Annotated in this window: 17 protein-coding genes and 2 pseudogenes; 9 read left to right on the plus strand and 10 right to left on the minus strand. The window is 68.8% G+C overall.

Annotation, left to right across the window (positions count from 1 at the left end):
• Nucleotides 1–139: 139 nt before the first annotated feature.
• The 4 genes from ACFVTE_RS10030 to ACFVTE_RS10045 are packed head-to-tail and all read right to left on the minus strand — an operon-like array spanning nucleotide 140 to nucleotide 4,663.
• Nucleotides 140–1,378 carry an acetyl-CoA C-acetyltransferase gene (locus ACFVTE_RS10030; RefSeq protein ID WP_387099772.1) on the minus strand — a complete coding sequence of 413 codons (1,239 nt, stop codon included), beginning with the start codon at nucleotides 1,376–1,378 and terminating at the stop codon, nucleotides 140–142.
• 44 nt (nucleotides 1,379–1,422) lie between these two features.
• A complete protein-coding gene (galK, locus tag ACFVTE_RS10035) occupies nucleotides 1,423–2,583 on the minus strand; it encodes a galactokinase (RefSeq protein WP_387099775.1) in 1,161 nt (386 codons plus the stop codon).
• Entirely contained in the window at nucleotides 2,580–3,758 is a 1,179-nt protein-coding gene (galT, locus tag ACFVTE_RS10040) for a galactose-1-phosphate uridylyltransferase (RefSeq protein WP_387099778.1), read from the minus strand. The genes galK and galT overlap by 4 nt, the downstream gene beginning before the upstream one ends.
• Nucleotides 3,755–4,663, minus strand: a complete 909-nt coding sequence (locus ACFVTE_RS10045) for a DeoR/GlpR family DNA-binding transcription regulator (protein WP_387099781.1) — start codon at nucleotides 4,661–4,663, stop codon at nucleotides 3,755–3,757. Before ACFVTE_RS10045 ends, galT begins: the two co-directional genes overlap by 4 nt.
• A gap of 221 nt (nucleotides 4,664–4,884) precedes the next feature.
• On the opposite strand from ACFVTE_RS10045, the gene ACFVTE_RS10050 reads away from it, so the two are divergent.
• The 4 genes from ACFVTE_RS10050 to ACFVTE_RS10065 are packed head-to-tail and all read left to right on the plus strand — an operon-like array spanning nucleotide 4,885 to nucleotide 9,137.
• Nucleotides 4,885–5,826, plus strand: a complete 942-nt coding sequence (locus ACFVTE_RS10050) for an aldose 1-epimerase family protein (protein ID WP_387099784.1) — start codon at nucleotides 4,885–4,887, stop codon at nucleotides 5,824–5,826.
• A gap of 51 nt (nucleotides 5,827–5,877) precedes the next feature.
• Entirely contained in the window at nucleotides 5,878–7,281 is a 1,404-nt protein-coding gene (locus ACFVTE_RS10055; RefSeq protein WP_387099786.1) for an AI-2E family transporter, read from the plus strand.
• A gap of 3 nt (nucleotides 7,282–7,284) precedes the next feature.
• Nucleotides 7,285–8,523, plus strand: coding sequence for a threonine ammonia-lyase (ilvA, locus tag ACFVTE_RS10060; protein WP_387099789.1), 1,239 nt, complete (start codon nucleotides 7,285–7,287; stop codon nucleotides 8,521–8,523).
• Between the two features lie 8 nt (nucleotides 8,524–8,531).
• Entirely contained in the window at nucleotides 8,532–9,137 is a 606-nt protein-coding gene (locus ACFVTE_RS10065) for a rhomboid family intramembrane serine protease (RefSeq protein ID WP_387099791.1), read from the plus strand.
• Between the two features lie 129 nt (nucleotides 9,138–9,266).
• On the opposite strand, the gene greA is transcribed toward ACFVTE_RS10065, so the two are convergent.
• Both greA and ACFVTE_RS10075 read right to left on the minus strand, forming a co-directional pair.
• Nucleotides 9,267–9,761 carry a transcription elongation factor GreA gene (gene greA / locus ACFVTE_RS10070; RefSeq protein WP_387099794.1) on the minus strand — a complete coding sequence of 165 codons (495 nt, stop codon included), beginning with the start codon at nucleotides 9,759–9,761 and terminating at the stop codon, nucleotides 9,267–9,269.
• A 209-nt stretch (nucleotides 9,762–9,970) separates the two neighbouring features.
• Nucleotides 9,971–10,441 (minus strand): DUF4307 domain-containing protein, encoded by a 471-nt coding sequence (locus ACFVTE_RS10075; RefSeq protein WP_387099797.1) that lies wholly within the window; start codon nucleotides 10,439–10,441, stop codon nucleotides 9,971–9,973.
• An 84-nt stretch (nucleotides 10,442–10,525) separates the two neighbouring features.
• Between ACFVTE_RS10075 and mca the strand changes: the two genes are divergently transcribed.
• The 3 genes and pseudogenes from mca to ACFVTE_RS10090 all read left to right on the plus strand — a co-directional run bounded on the left by mca (nucleotide 10,526) and on the right by ACFVTE_RS10090 (nucleotide 14,074).
• Nucleotides 10,526–11,431, plus strand: coding sequence for a mycothiol conjugate amidase Mca (gene mca, locus ACFVTE_RS10080; protein WP_387099800.1), 906 nt, complete (start codon nucleotides 10,526–10,528; stop codon nucleotides 11,429–11,431).
• A gap of 187 nt (nucleotides 11,432–11,618) precedes the next feature.
• Nucleotides 11,619–11,897: a hypothetical protein gene (locus ACFVTE_RS10085; protein WP_387099803.1), complete on the plus strand. Its 279-nt coding sequence runs from the start codon at nucleotides 11,619–11,621 to the stop codon at nucleotides 11,895–11,897.
• A pseudogene (locus tag ACFVTE_RS10090) lies at nucleotides 11,875–14,074 on the plus strand (thioredoxin domain-containing protein). The gene ACFVTE_RS10085 and the pseudogene ACFVTE_RS10090 overlap by 23 nt, the downstream one beginning before the upstream one ends.
• Here the strand turns inward: ACFVTE_RS10090 and ACFVTE_RS10095 are convergent.
• Nucleotides 14,055–14,696: a hemolysin III family protein gene (locus ACFVTE_RS10095; RefSeq protein ID WP_387100492.1), complete on the minus strand. Its 642-nt coding sequence runs from the start codon at nucleotides 14,694–14,696 to the stop codon at nucleotides 14,055–14,057. The pseudogene ACFVTE_RS10090 and the gene ACFVTE_RS10095 overlap by 20 nt on opposite strands.
• 262 nt (nucleotides 14,697–14,958) lie before the next feature.
• Here ACFVTE_RS10095 and ACFVTE_RS10100 point away from each other — a divergent pair, with 262 nt between their 5' ends.
• Together ACFVTE_RS10100 and ACFVTE_RS10105 are read left to right on the plus strand one after the other, a co-directional pair.
• Nucleotides 14,959–15,720, plus strand: coding sequence for an isoprenyl transferase (locus tag ACFVTE_RS10100; RefSeq protein WP_306926727.1), 762 nt, complete (start codon nucleotides 14,959–14,961; stop codon nucleotides 15,718–15,720).
• Nucleotides 15,721–15,989: 269 nt separating this feature from the next.
• Nucleotides 15,990–17,426: a PhoH family protein gene (locus ACFVTE_RS10105; protein WP_387099807.1), complete on the plus strand. Its 1,437-nt coding sequence runs from the start codon at nucleotides 15,990–15,992 to the stop codon at nucleotides 17,424–17,426.
• Nucleotides 17,427–17,617: 191 nt separating this feature from the next.
• Here ACFVTE_RS10105 and ACFVTE_RS10110 read toward each other — a convergent pair.
• The 3 genes and pseudogenes from ACFVTE_RS10110 to ACFVTE_RS10120 form a co-directional block, all read right to left on the minus strand.
• Nucleotides 17,618–17,887, minus strand: a pseudogene (locus ACFVTE_RS10110) (N-acetyltransferase); the annotation flags it as partial.
• A gap of 169 nt (nucleotides 17,888–18,056) precedes the next feature.
• Complete coding sequence (locus ACFVTE_RS10115) at nucleotides 18,057–18,530, minus strand: hypothetical protein (protein WP_387099810.1); 474 nt, start codon at nucleotides 18,528–18,530, stop codon at nucleotides 18,057–18,059.
• Nucleotides 18,531–18,736: 206 nt separating this feature from the next.
• Entirely contained in the window at nucleotides 18,737–19,531 is a 795-nt protein-coding gene (locus ACFVTE_RS10120) for a hypothetical protein (RefSeq protein WP_387099813.1), read from the minus strand.
• Between the last annotated feature and the right edge of the window lies 1 nt (nucleotide 19,532).

Raw genomic sequence — 19,532 nt, forward strand, 5'->3', positions numbered from 1 at the left:
AATCGAGGAAATCACCACGGGCACTGACGGGAAACAACTTTGGCATCTGAACGCTCCATCTATCAGAGCGTTGCTACGACCATATGACTTTGCCGGTTCTAAAGTCGCGACAAGTGGACAAAAACTCCAAAGGACGAGGCTAGGTGAGGCGCTCCAGCACCACGGCCATGCCCTGCCCGCCGCCGACGCACAGGGTTGCGAGGCCCAGCGTTCCGTCCTTCTCGCGCAGGCCGTTGAGCAGTGTGGTGGTCATCCGGGCGCCGGTCATGCCGAACGGATGGCCCAGCGCGATGGCGCCGCCGTGCACGTTGAGCTTCTCGGGGTCGATCTTCAGTTCGCGCGCGCTGGCCACCACCTGCACGGCGAAGGCCTCGTTGAGCTCCACGAGGTCGATGTCGTGCATGTCCAGGCGGGCCCGGGCCAGCGCCTGCCGGGAGGCTTCCACCGGGCCCATCCCCATCAGTTCGGGGGACAGGGCGGTGGCGGCGGTGGAGACGATTTTGGCCAGCGGTTCCAGCCCCAGGTCGCGGGCCAGGTCGTAGCTCATGACCACCAGGGCGGCGGCGCCGTCGTTGAGCGGGCACGCATTGCCTGCCGTGACCGTGCCCTCCCGGCGGAAAACCGGCTGCAGGGCGCCGACGGCGTCGAGGGTCACGCCCGGCCGCGGCGAATCGTCCCGGTCCACCACCGTGCCGTCGCGCCGCTCGTACGGCGTGATTTCGCGGGTGTAGAAGCCGGAGGCAATGGCGGCCTCGGCCCGGTTCTGGCTCAGCACGGCCCACTCGTCCTGGTCCGCGCGGCTGATCCCGTAGGACGTGGCCACGTTCTCGGCGGTCTGGCCCATGGCGATGTAGATATCCGGCATCCGGCCGCCCAGCCGCGGATCCGTCCACGGCGTGTTCGACTCGGCGCGCGCGGCCGTGCGCTGGCGGGCCGGCTCGAACAGCGGGTTGTGGTTCCGGGCCCCGGTCTCGCCCGCGCCGGCCCAGTCCTGGTAGCGCGACACGGCTTCGACGCCGGCCGCCACGAACGCCTGCCCCTCGCCCGCGCGGATGGCATGGAAGGCCATCCGCAGGGTCTGCAGGCTGGAGGCGCAGAACCTGTTGACCGTCGCGGCGGGCACGTTGTCCAGGCCGGTGAGGATGGTGACGACGCGGGCCATGTTGGAGCCCGCCTCGCCGCTCGGTTCGGCGCAGCCGAGGTACAGGTCGTCCAGGCCCGGCCCGCTGTCCCCGGTGGGGTCGAACGCCGGCAGTTTGGCCAGCGCCGCCCGGACCATGGCGGCTGCCATATCGTCCGGCCGCTCGTCCTTCAGTGAGCCCTTGAAGGCGCGGCCGATCGGGCTCCTGGCGGTTGAAACAATGACTGCCTCAGACATGCGACCAGCCTACGCCCGCCGCCGGGTCTGTTAACAGCGGGGCGCTACGCCAGCCGCATCGCCCCGGCTGCCGGGGTGACCGTGAAGATTTCCGGTGCCGTGTACCCCGCCTCCGCGAAGGCCCGTACGACGGCGGCACGCACCTGCTGCTCCTCGCTCACCGGAGTCAGGGCGATGGCGGCGCCGCCAAAACCTCCGCCGGTCATCCGGGCGCCGATCGCACCGTTCGCCCTGGAGGTGTCGACGGCGAGGTCCAGTTCGGCGCAGGAGATCTCGAAGTCGTCGCGCATGGATGCATGGCTGGCGTCGAGCAGGTCGCCGATGGCCGAGGGACCCTGCTGCCCCAGGACTTCGACGGTCTGCAGCACACGGTCGTTCTCGGTGACGATATGCCTGACGCGGCGGAACGTGACCTCGTCCAGCAGTCCGCTGGCCTCTTCCAGATCTCCCGGCGTGACGTCGCGCAGCGCCCTGACGCCCAGCACTTCGGCGCCGAGCTCACAGGACGCCCGGCGGGAGGCATAGCCGCCGTCGGCATGGGAATGGGAGACCTTGGTGTCGATGACCAGCAGGACCAGGCCCGCGGCCTCGGCCTCGAAGGGGACCAGCTGCACGCTCTGGTCGCGGCAGTCCAGGAACACGGCGTGGCCCTTCGAGCCGCGCAGTGACGCGGACTGGTCCATGATGCCCGTGGGCGCGCCGACGAAGTCGTTCTCCGCGCGCTGGGTGGCCAGCACCATGTCCTCCGGGGCCAGGCCTGCGCCGGTGAGGTCGTTGAGCGCCGAGATCACCGCGCATTCAATGGCGTGCGAGGAGGACAGCCCGGCGCCGAGCGGCACATCGGAATCCAGCAGCAGGTCAAGCCCGGGAACGTCGATGCCGCGCTGCTGCAGGGACCAGATGACGCCCAGCGGGTACTTGGTCCAGCCCTTTGCCCTCCCGGCCTCCAGTGAAGCGGTGTCCGCCGTTGTGACTCCCTGGTCGCCGTAGGTCGAGAGCAGCCGGATGGTTGAGTCCGGGCGGACGCCCACGGCCACGCGGGCGGTCCTGTCGATGGCGAACGGCAGCACGAAGCCCTCGTTGTAGTCCGTGTGCTCGCCGATGAGGTTGACCCGGCCGGGGGCCTGCCACACGCCGTCGGGCTGGCGGCCGAACGCAGCGGAGAACCGGGCCTCGAGGTCGGTGGCGGTGGCGGGGGCAGTCATGCGTGGGCTCCTTGGGTGAGGTCAGGTTCGATCAGGCCGGGTGCAGCCGGAGCGAGCGCCTCGGCCGGGGATGCCGGAACGGTCACCGAGCGGAGCCGCTCCGCCACCAGTTCCGGGGTGGTGTCGTTGATGAAGGCGCCCATGGCCGCCTCGGAACCGGCCAGGAACTTGAGCTTGTCCGCCGCGCGGCGCGGGGAGGTCAGCTGCAGGTGCAGGTAGCTGGCGGGGCGCAGCAGGTCATCCACCGGGGCCTGGTGCCAGGCCGAAATGTAGGGCGTCGGAGTGGGGTAGAGGGCATCGAGTCGCTTCAGCAGGTCGAGGTAGACGTGGGCCAGCTCGTCCTTCTCCTCCCCGGTCAGCCCGGCCAGGTCCGGGACCTGGCGGTGCGGAACGAGGTGGATCTCCAGCGGCCACCGGGCAGCGAACGGAACATACGCGCTGAAGCTGTCACTTTCCATCACCATCCGGCTGCCGTCCTCCCGTTCGGAGCGCAGCAGCGAGCCGGTCAGCGTCTGCCGCCCGCCGGCGTCGTCATAAAATCTGCGCGCGGCGGCGCCCATGACGGCGCCGCGCGGCGTGACGTAGGGGTAGGCGTAGATCTGGCCGTGCGGGTGGTGCAGGGTGACGCCGATGTCCGCACCCCGGTTCTCGAACGGAAAAACCTGTTTGATGCCGGGCAGCGCGCTGAGTGCCGCCGTCCGGTGCGCCCAGGCCTCCACCACGGTGCGGGCCCGGGTCTCGCTCAGGCCGCTGAAGGATCCCGTGTGCTCCGGGGTGAAGGTGACAACCTCGCACCGCCCGAAGGCCGGCCCGGTGGTGCCCCAGCCCGGGTTGGCGGGGACCGGACCCAGGGCCGGGCCGAGGGAGGGAAACCGGTTCTCGAACACCACGACGTCGTAGTCCGGCGCGGGAATCTCGGACGGGTTGGAGTCCGTGGTGGGGCAGATGGGGCACTGGTCCGCGGGCGGCAGGTGGGTGCGTGTCTGCCGGTGTGCCGCCACCGCCACCCACTCGCCGGTCAGCGCGTCATATCTGACTTCGCCGGGCTCCCCGCGGGGCGGAAGGTCCCTGCGGTCCGGAGCCTCTTCAACGGAGCGCGCGCGGGTTGAGCCGGCGTCGTCGAAGTAGAGCAATTCGCGGCCGTCGGCGAGCTGGGTGCTGGTGATGTGGGTCATGCGTCGTGTCCTTTGAACGCGGTAGCCGACGGCGGCTGGCCGTCCGGGAGGCTGGGAGGGAGAGTAGTTGGGTCTGGTGCAGAGGGGGCCGGGGTTTGTTTCATGGGTGCCAGCCGCAGCTCGCCGACGGACTGCCGGAGCAGCCTCTCGGCGTCAGGGCCGGCGGGGCTTGTGCTGATCCGGTCGTCGGTGATGAGGACGCCAACGGCGGACAGCGGGGCAATCCCGGCAAGCGCCACGGTTCCGTACTTGGTGGCGTCGGCGAGCACGGCCAGCTTGTCCGATGCCGCTATCATGGCGGCGTTGACCTCGGACTCGAGGAGGTTCGGCGAGGTGATGCCGGCCTTCGGGTCGAAGCCGTGCACGCCCATGAAGCACAGGTCGGCGTGCAGGCCGTCCAGGGCGTGCACCGTCACCGGACCCACAAGGGCCTCGGACGGCGTGCGCTGGCCGCCAAGGACCACGGTGCGGATTCCGCCGTCCGCGCGGTTGCCTCCCTGGCTGTCCGGCGCCAGCGCACTGGCCACCATGAGGGAGTTGGTGGCCACCGTGAGCCCGAGATCCCGCGGGAGCAGCCGCGAGAGTTCGTGGGTGGTGGTGCCGCCGGAAACCAGCAGGGTCATGCCGGGGCGGAGCAGCGTCAGCGCCTCCGCGGCGATGGCCCGTTTCGCGTCCGCTTCCCGGGCCGACTTCGCGCCGAACCCCGGTTCAATGGCGCTAAAGGCGGCCGGGCGGGTGGCGCCGCCGTGGACCCGCAGCAGCAGGCCCCCGGCGTCGAGCGCATCGATGTCGCGCCGGACGGTCATCTCGGAGACGCGGAGCAGCTCTGCGAGCTCGGCCACCCGGACGGTGCCTTCGGCGTCGAGTTCCTGGAGGATGAGGTGCTGCCGCTGTGTTGCGAGCACGCTGCTCCTCCTTTCCTGTTGACCCGGCCCGCCGAGGGGCTCGGCGGGCCGGGTGGGCCGCTGGTTATCGCGTGAGCCCCGTCACTGTTTGTGCCTGTTCCCATTGTGGCACAAAACGCTCAAAAACAAATAGTTTCTAACAAAAGATAACAAGTGCTGGTCCTGGCGGGCGCGCGTGCGCGGTGCTGTGTGCGTTGTACGGTAGGTCCATGACTTCCGGCATGACTTCCGAGACCAGCGAATCCCCGAGGACCCAGCGGCGCTACGCCACGGGCAGGCAGTACGAGCTCAGGCGGGGCGACGCGCTCGCCGTGGTCACCGAGCTGGCTGCCGGGTTGCGGTGGTACAGCCGCGGGGAGGTCCAGCTGACGGAGTCCTACGGGGATTCCGACATTCCGCCCGGCGCCACGGGCATCACCCTGGCGCCCTGGGCGAACAGGGTGGAGGACGGCGTCTGGCACCTGAACGGCAAGAAGCAGCAGCTGGACATCACCGAGGTTTCCAAAAACAATGCCAGCCACGGGCTCCTGCGGAATGCGTCGTACTCCCTCGTCGCTGAATCCGAGTTTGCCGTGACTCTCGAGGCGCCGGTGTTCCCCCAGCACGGCTACCCGTTCCTGGTGCGGCACCGCGTGGAGTACTCCCTGGCAGAAGACCTGGGCCTGGAGGTGAGGCAGACCCTGGTCAACGACTCCGAAGCCGAGGCGCCGTTCGTGCTGGGCGCCCACCCGTACCTCCGGATCGGCGATGTCCCCTCCGAGGAGCTCACGCTGACGGTGGACGCCGCGACGCGGCTGGTGGCGGACGAACGCCTCATCCCGCGCAGCTCGGAACCTGTATCCGCGGACAGCGACCTTCGGCAGGGCAGGACCGTGGGGGACCTGGATCTCGACGCCGCCCTGACGGATCTGAAGTTCGACGGCGGGATCGCCCGCCACACGCTGACGGCGCCGGACGGCCGCAGCGTGAGCCTGTGGCAGGACGAGACGTGCCCGTTTGTCCACGTGTTCGTCAGCCGCATCTACCCGGGCCGGCCCGCGGCTGTGGCACTGGAACCGATGACGGGGCCGGCGAATGCCTTCAACTCCGGGGACAGCCTCCGCTGGCTGGCGCCCGGGGACTCGTTCACCGTCACGTGGGGCATCCGCGCCGACCTGGGCTAGGACGGGCGAGCCCTGTTTCCCATAGCCGGGCGGCTAGGGAAGTATTGGGCTATGACGCCAGCAAGGGACGCCACACCAGAGAACGCCGCCAACACGAGTGCCAGCGCGACGGGCAGCGCCGGCGCAGCCACGACGAGCGCCGGTGCCACGGGCAGGGCAAGTACAGCAAACCCGGCCCGGCCCTTCGGCCGGCTGGAGCCGCGGCGCATCCGCACCGACCGTGACCTGGAGCAGGACATCCCCTACGGGGTGCGCATAGCGGCGGCATGGGCGTGGCGGCTGGGCCTGATCCTGCTGATGACCGGGGCCCTGGTCTGGCTGCTGGCCAAGGTCAGTTTCCTCATCATTCCCGTCATGGTGGCGGCGCTGCTGGCCGGCCTGCTGAGCCCGGTGGTGGGGTGGCTGCGGAAGTCGCGCATCCCCAACGGGGCCGCGGTCGCCATCACGGTCCTGGGCTTCATCGGACTCATCGCCGGCTCCCTGGCCCTCGTGGGCAGGCAGCTGGCCCTCGGATTCCAGGAGCTGTGGGGCCAGGCGCTGACCGGTGTCCAGCAGGTCCAGGACTGGCTGGCCGAGGGCCCGCTTCACCTTACTGCCACCCAGATCGACCAGTACATCAAGGAGGCCACGGCCGCGCTGCAGAACAACAGCAGCAGCATCCTTAGCGGCGCACTGTCCTTCGGGAGCACTGCGGGGCACTTCGCGGCGGGACTTGTCCTGGCCCTGTTCATCCTGATCTTCTTCCTCCTGGAAGGCAGCCGCATCTGGTCCTTCCTGGTCCGGCTCCTGCCGCGGCAGGCGCGCGTCCCGGCCGACGGCGCCGGCCGGCGCGGCTGGACGTCCATGGTCAGCTACGCGCGGATCCAGCTGTTCGTAGCTTTCGTGGATGCCGTCGGCATCGGCGTCGGCGCCGCTATCATCGGTGTCCCGCTGGCACTGCCGCTGGGCGTGCTGGTGTTCATTGGTTCCTTCATCCCCGTGGTGGGCGCGCTCGTGACGGGTGTCATCGCGGTGTTGCTCGCCCTGGTGGCCAACGGTCCGGTCAATGCGCTGATCATGCTGGGCATCGTGCTGCTGGTGCAGCAGCTGGAAAGCCACATCCTGCAGCCGTTGGTCATGGGCAAGGCCGTCGCCCTGCATCCGGTGGCCGTGATCCTGTCCGTTGCCGCCGGTTCCTACCTGGCCGGCATCCCCGGTGCCCTGTTCTCGGTGCCCATCCTGGCCGTAGCAAATTCGGCGATTCGGTATATTGCCGCCAGAACGTGGGAACATGAACTTGTGCCGGCTGCCGCGGGTACCGCAGACCTGGCCTCTGCCGATGAGGACACCACCTTCAGGGACGTCCGGCTGCCGGGCTCGCATTCCAGCCACGGCAACCCTGCCGGCACTGCACACGGCGCCACGGGCGGCAACGCCGCCCCCGGTGCCGACGTCGAATCACCCAAAGGAGAATAGTTCGTGAACACCCCTGAAAGCCTTCCCGTCACGCTGGACGATGTCCTTGAGGCGCAGAAGCTGCTGGACGGGATTATTGCGCGGACCCCGGTGGAATCCTCCCGGGCCCTGGGCGGCATGGTGGGCGGCGAGGTCTACTTCAAGTGCGAGAACCTGCAGCGCGCCGGCTCCTTCAAGGTGCGCGGCGCCTATGTGCGGATGGCCCGCCTCTCCGAATCCGACAAGAAGCGCGGCGTGGTGGCGGCCTCCGCCGGCAACCACGCGCAGGGCGTGGCCGTCGCCGCCAAGAGCCTGGGCATCAAGGCCCGGATCTACATGCCGCTCGGCGTCGCGCTGCCCAAGCTCGCCGCCACGCGCAGCCACGGCGCCGAAGTGGTCCTGCACGGGCACAACGTGGATGAGGCCCTCGCCGAGGCCCAGCGGTACGCCGACGATACCGGAGCGGTCTTCGTCCACCCCTTCGACAACGTGGACGTCGTGGCCGGCCAGGGGACCCTGGGCCTGGAGATCCTCGAACAGGTCCCCAACGTCGACACCATCCTGATGGGCGTCGGAGGCGGCGGCCTGCTGGCCGGCGTCGCGGTGGCCGTCAAGGCCCGCGCCAAGGAACTCGGCCGCGAAATCCGCATCATCGGCGTGCAGGCAGAAAACGCGGCCGCCTACCCGCCGTCGCTGGCAGCAGACGCCCTGGTGCCGCTCAAGAAGGTGTCCACCATGGCTGACGGCATTGCCGTGGGCCGGCCCGGGCAGCTGCCGTTCAGCATCATCCGCGAGCTGGTAGACGATGTGGTTACCGTCAGCGAAGACTCCCTGGCCCGGGCCCTGATCTTCCTGCTGGAACGCGCCAAGATGGTGGTGGAGCCTGCCGGTGCGGTGGGCGTGGCTGCCCTCATGGACGGCAAGATCGAGAACCCGGGGACCACCGCCGTCGTCCTCTCCGGCGGCAACATCGACCCGATGCTGATGCTCAAGGTGATCCAGCGGGGCCTCTCCGCCGCCGGCCGGTACATGACCGTGCGGATGATGCTCGATGACCGCCCGGGTTCGCTGGCCACCATCGCGCGCATCATCGCCGAGAACGACGCCAACGTGACCGGCCTTGACCACACCCGCGTGGGCGGGTCCATCAGCATGGGCGACGTCTCCATCACGGTGAACCTTGAAACCAAGGGCCACGAGCACGGCGAACAGGTCCTCGGCGCCCTGCGCGCGGAGGGCTTCCAGCCGATCGTGGTGCACTAGGAGCCGGGATGCTGCACAGCCCGGGAGAGGCGCCCGCCACCAGGGAAACGGCCGCCGCCCGTGCGAAGGGCGGACTGCTGGTGGTGGGATCCTTCGTGGTGCTGCTGTTCGCCATCGAGCTGCTCAACACGGTGCTGCTGCACTCGCTGAACGGCGTCTTCGGGCTCCGGCCCAGAAGCGCCGACGGCATCCTGGACGTGTTCACCTTCCCGCTGCTGCACGCCAACCTCAACCACGTGCTGTCCAATGCCCTGCCGCTGATCATCTTCGGGTTCCTGGTGTTCCTGTCCGGACTCCGGGTTTTCCTCACGGCCGTCGCCTGCAGCTGGCTGGGCTCGGGGCTGGCCGTCTGGCTGTTCGGTGCCGGCGGGGTCACCGTGGGCTCGTCCGGCCTGGTCTTCGGCCTGTTCGCGTTTCTCCTGGTGCGCGGGTTCTTCAACCGCAGCTGGTGGCAGATCCTGCTCTCGGTGGTGCTGTTCCTGGCCTACGGCAGCATCCTTTTCGGGATCATTCCGAACGTGGCAGGGTACGTGTCCTGGCAGGCCCACCTCGGCGGCGCCGCGGGCGGCGTCCTGGCAGCCGTCGTGCTGCGGGCACGGGCCTCACGCCGTTAGGCGCACCAGCGGCGCGCGGCCGCGCTTGGCGGCGAAGGATAACCAAGGCGATTAACGCACGACGCCGGCCGTCCCCGGAGTGGGGAGGCCGGCGTCGTGCGTTTGCTGGGACCGCGGACGGAAGCGGTACTAGCCCGAGTAGGGCTTGGCGGAGATGATCTCCACCGAGATGTCCTTGCCGTTCGGGGCGGTGTAGCTGAGCTTGTCGCCCTCCTTGTGGCCCATGATCGCGGCACCGAGCGGGGACTTCTCGCTGAAGACGTCCAGGTCGGAGTCGCCGGCGATTTCGCGGGAGCCGAGCAGGAAGGTTTCCTCGTCACCGGCGATGTGGGCGACGACGATCATGCCGGGCTCGACGATTCCGTCGTCGGCCGGTGCCTCGCCGACGTGGGCGTCGCGCAGCAGCACGGTCAGCTGGCGGATGCGGGCCTCGATCTTGCCCTGCTCTTCCTTCGCAGCGTGGTAGCCGCCGTTCTCCTTGAGGTCTCCCTCCTGACGCGCAGCATCGATCTTCTGGACGATTTCCGCGCGGCCGGGGCCGGAAAGGTGGTCCAGCTCTGCCTTCAGGCGGTCAAAAGCTTCCTGGGTAAGCCAAGCTGCAGGCGCGCTGTTAGTGGTAGACACGGACTTCTCCTCTAGTGGGTGTACAAGCGGTCTTACAAACAAACACCCCGCCACGGTGGCCACCTGTGGAACTCAGTAACCATCTCAGCGGGGTAAAGGTATTGATCCATTGTAGTCAATCCTGTGGAGTAAACCCAATAACCAAGCGGCGTGGGTCACATGGTTCTTTTTGCTGCCCGTTTCTGTGGGCGTTGCGTGGGCCCGGGGGCCTAGGAGGCAGCGGGCTTCGGGATCCAGCAGCTGTCCACGACGCCCGAGACCGCCTGCGATTCGGTGCGGAGGACAACCCGCTGGGCGAGGGTGCGCCCGCCGTCGGCACTCTGGCCCTGCGCCGCCTGGTCCACCGGCGGAATGTCGACTACCTTCCAGCCGACCACTGCGAACTTGGAATCGAGGGCCTTGATGGCGCACTTGACCGCGGTGCCGGGCTCCCGCGTCACCTGGAAGTCCACCTCTGCCTGGGTGGCATCCGTGGTCCGGTAGCCGATGTCCTTGTATGTCACCGACGCCATGGAATTGGACGTGGAGACCCAGGCCAGGAAGCCCATCCCGATCGCCAGGGCCGCGATCACCGCCCAGCGCCCGGCCTTTCGGGACAGCCTGCGCTTTGGACGGCCATAGCGATTGGCTAGGCTAATGTCTGCAGGCTGGGAAGTGCCCGGCTTGTCCTCGGTAGTCACCCTTCCAGTTTAGTGGCGATCATCCGGGGGAAAATCCGGCGCCAGCATTGCAGTCAGCCCCAGGAGAAAGAGGAGCAGTCCCAGATGACAGCGTCCACCAGCCAGTCGTCCACGCTTCGCCTGCTGGCAGTCCACGCCCACCCGGACGACGAGTCCAGCAAGGGCGCAGCCACCATGGCCATGTACGCCGCGGCCGGTGTGGACGTTATGGTCGCGACCTGCACGGACGGATCGCGCGGCGACATCCAGAACCCGGCCATGGAGGCCGAGCCCCATCCAAAGCGCGACATGGCAGGCGCCCGCCGCCTCGAAATGAACGAGGCCGCCCGGCTGCTGGGCATCCGGCAGCGCTGGCTGGGATTCGTGGACTCCGGCCTGCCCGAGGGTGACCCGCTGCCGCCGCTGCCGCCCGGATGCTTCGCGCTGCAGCCCCTGGAACGGGCAGCCGCCCCGCTCGTCCGGCTGGTCCGGGACTTCAAGCCGCACGTCATGGTCAGCTATGACGAAAACGGCGGCTACCCGCATCCGGACCACATCATGGCGCACCGGGTTGCGGTGGAGGCCTTCGAGGCCGCCGGCGACCCTGCGCGGTATCCGGGTACCGGGGAGGCATGGGAGCCAAGCAAGCTCTACTATGACCGCGCCTTCAGCCCCGAACGCTTCCGTGCCCTGCACTTTGCGCTGGAGGAGGCAGGGCTCCAGTCGCCCTACGCCCAGCGGCTGGCCGCCTGGCTTGAGGCCGACGCCGAAGGGCACACCCCGCCGCCGCCCACGCATGAAACCACCACCCAGGTGGACTGCGGCGACTTCTTCGAAACGCGCGACGACGCCCTCCGCGCCCACCGGACCCAGGTGGACCCGCTGGGCTTCTTCTTCGCCGTGTCGGCGGAGATGCAGGCGCGCGTCTGGCCCTGGGAGGACTACACGCTGATCCAGTCCAAGGTGTCCTCCGAGCTGCCGGAAAAGGACCTGTTCGCGGGGCTAAGATAGAGACAAGAGACATTTTCTATCCCTTGTAGAAATATCCCAGTGGAACACCTGGTAGAAAATTCCCTGCAGAAGACCCGCGTGGAAGACAGTGTGGCGGCCGGAACGGCCGCGGCCGCGCGCGTACCCAACGGGCCGGACGTTAGCCCACGCGGCGGACGGCGGCCCCAGCCTTGAGAAGGTTTGAACTGTGCACCATTTGCTCATCGCCCTGGCATCGTCCCCGGCACCCTCGCCGTCGCTGCGCCCCGGCCTGTCCCAGGACCAGGTCACGCCTGGCCTGCTGGGCTTCCTGCTGACCGCCTTCATCGTGGTGCTCACCGCGCTGCTGATCGTGGACATGGTGCGCCGCATCCGCCGCGTCCGGTACCGTGCCCAGGTGGAGGAGGAACGCCAGGCCGCCGCCGAGGCGGCCGATATTGCCCGCGACGATGCCGCCAACGGCAATGCAGGCCGCGCCGACACCTGATCCCGGTACGGGGCAGCCCGGGCCGGGGGAGCGCAATGCCCTCGGCGCGGAACCCTCTGCCTACCTTCGCCAGCACGCCGGCAACCCGGTGCACTGGCAGCCCTTCGGGGACGCCGCCTTTGCGGCGGCCGCCTCCCGGGACGTCCCCGTGTTCCTGTCCATCGGCTACGCCGCCTGCCACTGGTGCCACGTCATGGCCCGCGAATCCTTCGAGGACCAGGCCACCGCTGACTACCTGAACAGCCATTTCGTGGCGGTCAAGGTGGACCGCGAGGAACGTCCCGACGTCGATTCCGTCTACATGGCCGCCACGCAGGCCATCAGCGGCGAGGGCGGTTGGCCCATGTCCGTCTTCCTGACGCCCGGCGGCCTGGCTTTCCACGCCGGCACCTATTTCCCGCCCCGGCCCCTGCCCGGGCGTCCCTCCTTCCGCCAGGTCCTCGAGGCCGTGCATGAGGCGTGGACCGAACGCCGCGGTGCCGTGGAGGAGAACGCGCGCTCGCTCGCGCAGAACATGGGCCAGGTGCAGCTCGCCGCGGCCGTGGACGTGTCCCGTCCGCCGGACGTGCTCGACGCCGGGCTGTTGCCCGCCGCTGTCCGCTCGCTGGCCGCGTCGGAAGATCCCGACGACGGCGGGTTCGGCACCGCCCCCAAGTTTCCGCCGTCGGCCGTCCTGGAGTTCCTTCTCCGGCACGCCGCCGTGCCCTCGGACACCGCCGACGAGGCGAGGGAGATGGCCGGACGAACGCTCGCGGCCATGGCCCGCTCGGCGCTCTTCGACCAGCTCGAGGGCGGCTTCGCGCGGTATTCGGTGACGCGCGACTGGTCCGTTCCGCACTTCGAGAAGATGCTGTACGACAACGCCCAGCTGCTGCGGGTCTACGTGCACTGGATCCGGCTGGGCGGAACGGCCGGATTCCCGGCGGCCGAGGCTGCTGACGTTGCGGCGCGCACCGCCGACTGGATGCTCACAGCCCTGGGGCTTCTCGAAGGAGGCCTGGCATCCTCGCTGGATGCCGACTCCGTGGTGGACGGCGAACACCACGAAGGGGCGAGCTACCTGTGGACCCCCGAGGATCTTGAGCGGGTGCTCGGCGCGGAGGATGCCGCTGCCGTCGCCCGGATGATGAACGTCGGCGCCCGCGGTACCGTGTCGGAGTTCGGCTCGCCGCTGCACCCGGGCCGGGCGCTGGACGGCCACGAGGCGCGGCTCTGGCAGGCGGTGCGGCCCCGCCTTCAGGAAGCCAGGGCACGCCGGCCACAGCCCGGGCGGGACGAGAAGGTGGTGGCGGGGTGGAACGGACTCGCCGTGGCTGCGCTCGCCGAGGCCGGGACAGTCCTGGACCGGCCGGACCTCGTGGCGGCGGCAGCCCGGATCGCCGGCTACCTCGAACGGGTCCACTGGCGGCCGGCACCGGGGAAGCCGGCGCCGGCGGAACAAACACCGAATCAACCGGCTGCCGGGGAGCTGATCCGCGTTTCGCATGGCGGCGCGGCGCGGGGAATCGGCGGCCTGCTCGAGGATTATGCGTTCTGCGCGGACGGCTTCCTGGCGCTGGGCTCGGCCACCGGCGATGCCCGCGGGTACACCCTGGCCGAGGCGCTGATCCAGTCGGCCTGCGTGCGGTTCGTGGACGGTGGAAGGCTCGCCGACTCCGCCGGGGAGTCGGCGCAGGTGGTCAGCGCCCAGGGCGGAAAGCCGGGCCTGGACCCTTTCGACAACGCCACGCCCAGCGGCGCGGCCGCCTTTGCCGGCGTCCTGCTGGGCTATGCCGCGCTGTCCGGCTCCACGGACCACCGGATCATGGCCGGGAACATCCTGGCCCTTGTGCCCCCGCTCGCAACGCGGGCGCCGCGCATGGCGGGCTGGCTGCTGGCCACAGCGCAGGCCGCGCTGGCGGGGCCGCTGGAGGCCGCCGTCGTCGGACCCGCCGGTCCGGAACGGGACGCCCTCCACCGCGCGCTGCTGCTGTCCCCGAGCCCGGGGCTCGTGGTGGCGGTGGGTGACGCGGAGGCGGGCGGCGGCGGGAAAGCCGGCTGACGTGCCGCTGCTGCGGCAGCGGCCGGCAGGGCCGGGCGGTGCGCCACTGGTGTACGTCTGCCGCGGCATGGTCTGCGACCGGCCCGTGGCGACCGTGGAAGAGGCGCTGGAACGCGTCAGCTCAGCACTGCGATGAGGATGGCCGCGAAGTGCGCTGCAAACGCCAGCACGGTGAAGGCGTGGAACAGTTCGTGGAAGCCGAAGTGCCGGTAGCTGAAGTTGGGCTTCTTGAGGGCGTAGAACACGGCCCCGGCGATGTACAGGGCGCCGCCGATGCAGATGAGCAGGGCCGCCGGGACGCTCGCCGCGAAGAAGGCGGGCAGGTAGAAGAGGGACCCGCAGCCCAGGCCGATGTAGATGGGAACGTACAGCCAGCGGGGTGCGTCGGTCCACAGCAGCCGGAAGAGGACACCCAGGATCGCGGCGGACCAGATCAGCCAGAGGAGGAACTCCGCCGTCGGCCTGTCCAGCAGGCTCCACGCCAGGGGAGTGTAGCTGCCGGCGATCACCAGCATGATGTTGGTGTGGTCCAGGCGCTTGAGGACGCGTTTGACGCCGGGGGACCAGTTGCCGCGGTGGTACACCGCGCTGACGCCGAACAGCAGCACGCCCGTGAGCGCGTAGATGGCGGACGTGACCTTGCGGTCGGCGGTGGGAGCCACCGCGACCAGGACAATCCCGGCCGCCAGGGCGAACGGCGCGGTGACGGTGTGGATCCATCCCCGCCACTTCGGCTTGATGGTCAGAAGTTCCGCGATGCGCGCTGCGGCGTCGTCCACGGCGGTGGGTTCAGCTTTCGACGGCTCCGGTCCGCCTGATGCGCCGTCCGGGGCGTTGCTTTTCATGTCATACAGAATAACCTACGGTTCAGTAAGTTACCCGCGAGTAACGTCTCGGCTGGTGGAGGCCTGTGGCTCTGCCGGCGGGTCGCTGGGCGGCCGGCTGCACGCGCCCGCCGCCTCCGGGCGGTAGCCTAGGACTTGCACAAAGTCCTACAGAGGAAGTCAGGTGAGTCTCCGGATGGAATGGCCCGGGTTCCTCTATGGCTTCTACGAGCGCAAGCTTCTCCGCTCCCTGGAGCCGGAACGGATCCCCCGGCACATCGGGGTCATGGTGGACGGCAACCGGCGCTGGGCCCGGCAGTTCAATGCCCCCACCAGCCAAGGCCACCAGGCCGGCGCGGACAAGATCCACGAGTTCCTGGGCTGGTGCCAGGAACTCGGCGTCCGGGTGGTCACCCTCTACATGCTCTCCACGGACAACATGAGCCGCTCCGGCGAGGAGCTGGACCTGCTCATGGGCATCATCGCCAATACGCTGGACCGGCTCGACGAGGACGCCGACATTTCGGTCCACGCCATGGGCGCCCCGGAGCTGCTCCCGGACTACCTGGCGGAGCGCCTGACCAAGCTCACGGCCCGGACTCCGGTGCGCGAAAAGCTCCACGTGAATGTCGCCGTCGGCTACGGCGGCCGGCGCGAGATCGTGGACGCGGTGCGCGAGCTGCTGCATGACGCCGTGGCGCACAAGGCAGACATCAGCGAACTTGCCGACTCCCTGAGCGTGGAGGACATCTCGCGCTTCCTGTACACCCGCGGCCAGCCCGATCCGGACCTGGTGATCCGGACCTCCGGCGAGCAGCGGCTCTCGGGCTTTTTGATGTGGCAGAGCGCCTACAGCGAGTTCTACTTCTGCGAGGCCCTCTGGCCGGCCTTCCGGAAAGTGGATTTCCTCCGCGCCCTGCGCGATTACGCCGGCCGGCAGCGCCGCTTCGGCTCCTAGCTTTCCGGTGGCTGCCGGCCGTCGCTTGGGCTGCCGCCGTTCACGCCGAATTCACACACCGGCAACAGGAATCGCCGGAAGAAGACGTTGGAAATTAGTTCGGGGCGATTTACGTTAAATCCATCAGCAGGCAAACCGCCGGCTGATCGGGGAGGCCAGTACATGGAGCGATTCTTCGCACCGGTTGTATGGGAGGCCGGATCCGGCCTCGTGGCCGAGCCGCCTCACCAATAACAATTCCGGGCATGTGCCCCGGGGCTGGAGTCGATGTGGCTATTTCTGAACAACTGCCCGACGTCATCACGGACAAGGGTGAGAAGGCTACCTCTCGCGCCAAGCGAGCCAATTCAAAGACCGGTGCGGACACGAAAGACGCCGCAGCCGGTCTTGCTGTTTCCGGCCCAATGACTGAAACCCAGCCGTCAGTCTCCACTTTCGTCATCGACACCTCCGTGCTGCTGTCCGACCCCCGCGCGCTGCTGCGCTTCGCGGAGCACGAGGTCGTTGTGCCGATTGTGGTGATCACCGAACTTGAAGGGAAGCGGCACGACCCTGAACTCGGCTACTTTGCTAGGAAGGCGCTCCGGCTCCTTGATGACCTTCGCATCCAGCACGGCGGGCTGAACCGGCCCATTCCGCTGGGTGACGCGGGCGGGACGCTCATGATCGAGCTGAACCACATCTCGGCCGAGGTCCTGCCGGCCGGATTCCGCGCCGGTGACAACGACAGCCGCATCCTGGCCGTCGCCAAGAACCTCGCCAACGAGGGCCGCAACGTCACCGTGGTGTCCAAGGACCTCCCCATGCGGGTCAAGGCCTCGGCCATGGGCCTGCTGGCCGACGAGTACCGCAACGAGCTCGTCAAGGATTCCGGGTGGACCGGCGTCGCGGAGATCGATGCCAGTGACGAGGAGATCTCCACGCTGTACGGCCACGAGCCCGTCTTTATCCCGGCGGCTGCCGAGATGCCGGTCAACACGGGCCTCGTGGTGCTCAGCAGCCGGGGCTCGGCCCTGGGCCGCGTCGGTGCCGACAAGCAGGTCCGGCTGGTCAAGGGGGACCGCGATGTTTTCGGCCTCCACGGGCGCTCCGCGGAGCAGCGGCTCGCCATCGACCTGCTGATGGACCCGTCGGTGGGCATCGTGTCCATGGGCGGCCGTGCGGGCACCGGGAAATCAGCCCTTGCGCTGTGCGCCGGCCTTGAGGCGGTGCTGGAACGCCGCGAGCACCGCAAGGTGATCGTGTTCCGCCCCCTCTTCGCCGTCGGCGGCCAGGAGCTTGGCTACCTGCCGGGCTCGGAGCAGGAAAAGATGAACCCCTGGGCACAGGCGGTCTTCGACACCCTGGGCGCGCTGGTGAGCCAGGAAGTCGTGGAGGAAGTCATGGACCGCGGCATGCTGGAGGTCATGCCGCTGACCCACATCCGCGGACGCTCCCTGCACGACGCCTTCGTGATCGTGGACGAGGCCCAGTCACTCGAAAAGAACGTCCTGCTCACCGTCATGAGCCGGATCGGGCAGAACTCGAAAATCGTCCTCACCCACGACGTTGCCCAGCGCGATAACCTCCGGGTGGGACGGCACGATGGCATCGCAGCCGTCGTCGAAACGCTGAAGGGACACCCGCTCTTCGGCCACATCACCCTCACCCGTTCCGAACGCTCGCCCATCGCGGCGCTCGTCACGGACCTGCTCGAAGGGGCGTAATTTAGCACCGAGTTCGGAAGGGCCGTGGCCGGGTTCGCCGGGCCACGGCCCTTCGCCGTCGCCGTGTGCCACTGGGCGGCTTTCGAACCCGGGTACCCATCCAGCCGACGTCCTTTTGCCAAAAATGTGGCCGCATAGAACCGAGCTTAAGCGGTCATTTTGGTAACGCGCGGGCGAGGGGCGGGCCAAGCTCAACCAGGTGCGACCCCCAGCAGGAACTTCGCCGTCGGTTCGTGGCCTTTTACCTTTAGCTGCCACTCGGGGCGGCGGAAGCCTTCGGGGGTGAGGCGGGCGCGCTGGACCGTTTCCTGCTTGCCTCCCCAGGACATGCGGGTGACGCCGTTCAGTTCGTAGCCGAGCGACCGGGAGACGCCCAGGGAGGCGGCGTTCCAGTCGGCGGCCTCGGATTCGCAGACTTCGGCGCCCACCCAGTCAAAGGCGTAAAGCGCGACGGCGGCCCGCCTCGTCGCGCAGGGGCCCCAGCGTGAGCCGGGGAGTGGCCAGGGTGAGGGCGAACGGGGGCCACACGGAGGTCAGCTCGGTCATGCCGGAAGCCTAACGGATGGGCGCCACGACCGGGCATGCTCGCCCAGCCTACGTGCAAGCCCGGCTTAAAGCGCAGCGCCGCCGTCAGCTCGTGTGGTGCGACAAACCGAGGGACAGCCGGGTGTTGCCGGGCCCTTCCAGCACCAGGGCAATTGCCTGGTTGGGAAGCTCGAAGACCATGGTGGCATCCGCGCTATCGCCCGGCTTGAGTTGTGTCTTCCCGGGCGATGTCCAGAGCGGATGAATGCTGTTGGCACCCAGCCCGGTCACGGAAAACTGCGACGTGTCCACCGCGACGCCGTCACCTTCCAGGGCGGTGAACTGCACCAGGATCCGGACCCGGTGGGTTCCCGCTGACGGGCCCTCGTCCAGGACCTGGACGCGTTCCGGCGGAAGCCAGCCGTCCTTCTCCAGCGGGATGATGCCGTTGACCCGTGCCGTGCCGCCGGCGATCACCGCGCTCGCGCCCAGCGGGGTGCTCGCCTCCGGCTTGGCCGTAAGGAAGAGGTACCCCAGCACGAGTCCCACGGCGCAGAGCAGGGAGATCGGAATCAGCATCAGCTTCCTTCGGCGCCGGGCACCGGTCCTGCCGGTGCCGGCCGTGTCAGGTGGTGTCGATACGTCTGGGGCCATGGTTGACATGGCACGAGTGTGAAGCTGCCAGGTTGGAAAAAGCCTGCACGGACCCCCGCATTCCGGGTGGCCCCGCCGGACGGGCTTGGTCAATCCGGCTTGGTCAATCCGGCTTGGTCAATCCGGGTTGGTCAGGCGGGGTTAGGCCGCAGGGGCCACTGGATGTGCTCCCGGACGTCGGTCAGGTTCATCGGCTCGGCCACGAAAAGATCGTCCAGCATGTACTCGTCCACGGCCAGGATCCGGATGCGGTGCCCGGGAAGCTGCCCCTCGCCGTCGTGCGGTTCGGCGGCTACGCACACCCCGGTCCCGGCATCGATGCGGATCCTTGTCCGGCCGGGGCCGCAGAGGGGTGCCGCAGCATCCAGCGGCCGGTAGCCGGGGTTGGGGGAGACCACGGTTTCCAGCGCGGGACGGCCTTCATGCGTCACCTCCTGGACGGGCTCCAGCAACTCGACGGCGTTGGCGTTGGGGAACTCCAGCGGCACGGGTGCGTTTCCCGCCAGTTCCACCGGATCCAGGGCGGCTGCGAAGCGGCCGTTGCCGAACGATGGTTCGCCGTACGCGGCCTCAGGGCGGCGCCGCACCAGCCCGCCGTCGTCGTACACGGGGGTCACCAGGTGCGCAGGGAGGAGCCATGACTTCCGGGTGGCGCTGATGTACAGGCCGTCGCGGGAATCGTTGATGCCGGTGGTGCTGCCGAGCAGGGTGCCGTCGCCGGACTCCAGGCGGAGCGCGCCGGGGCGGCGCAGCCAGGCGCGGACCGTGCTGCCCGGAAGGCCGCTGCCGGGTGTTTCGGTGTATTCGAAGCGCAGGGACTGCCATTTCCACGGGGATGAGCGGCAAAGGTTACGAAAGGAGGCGGCCGACGTGGGCGTCGCACCGCCGCCGTGTTCCTGCCGGTGTTTGGCGTCCCAGGTCCCCATA

This window comes from Arthrobacter sp. NPDC058097, from assembly GCF_042884885.1.
Taxonomy (GTDB): domain Bacteria; phylum Actinomycetota; class Actinomycetes; order Actinomycetales; family Micrococcaceae; genus Arthrobacter.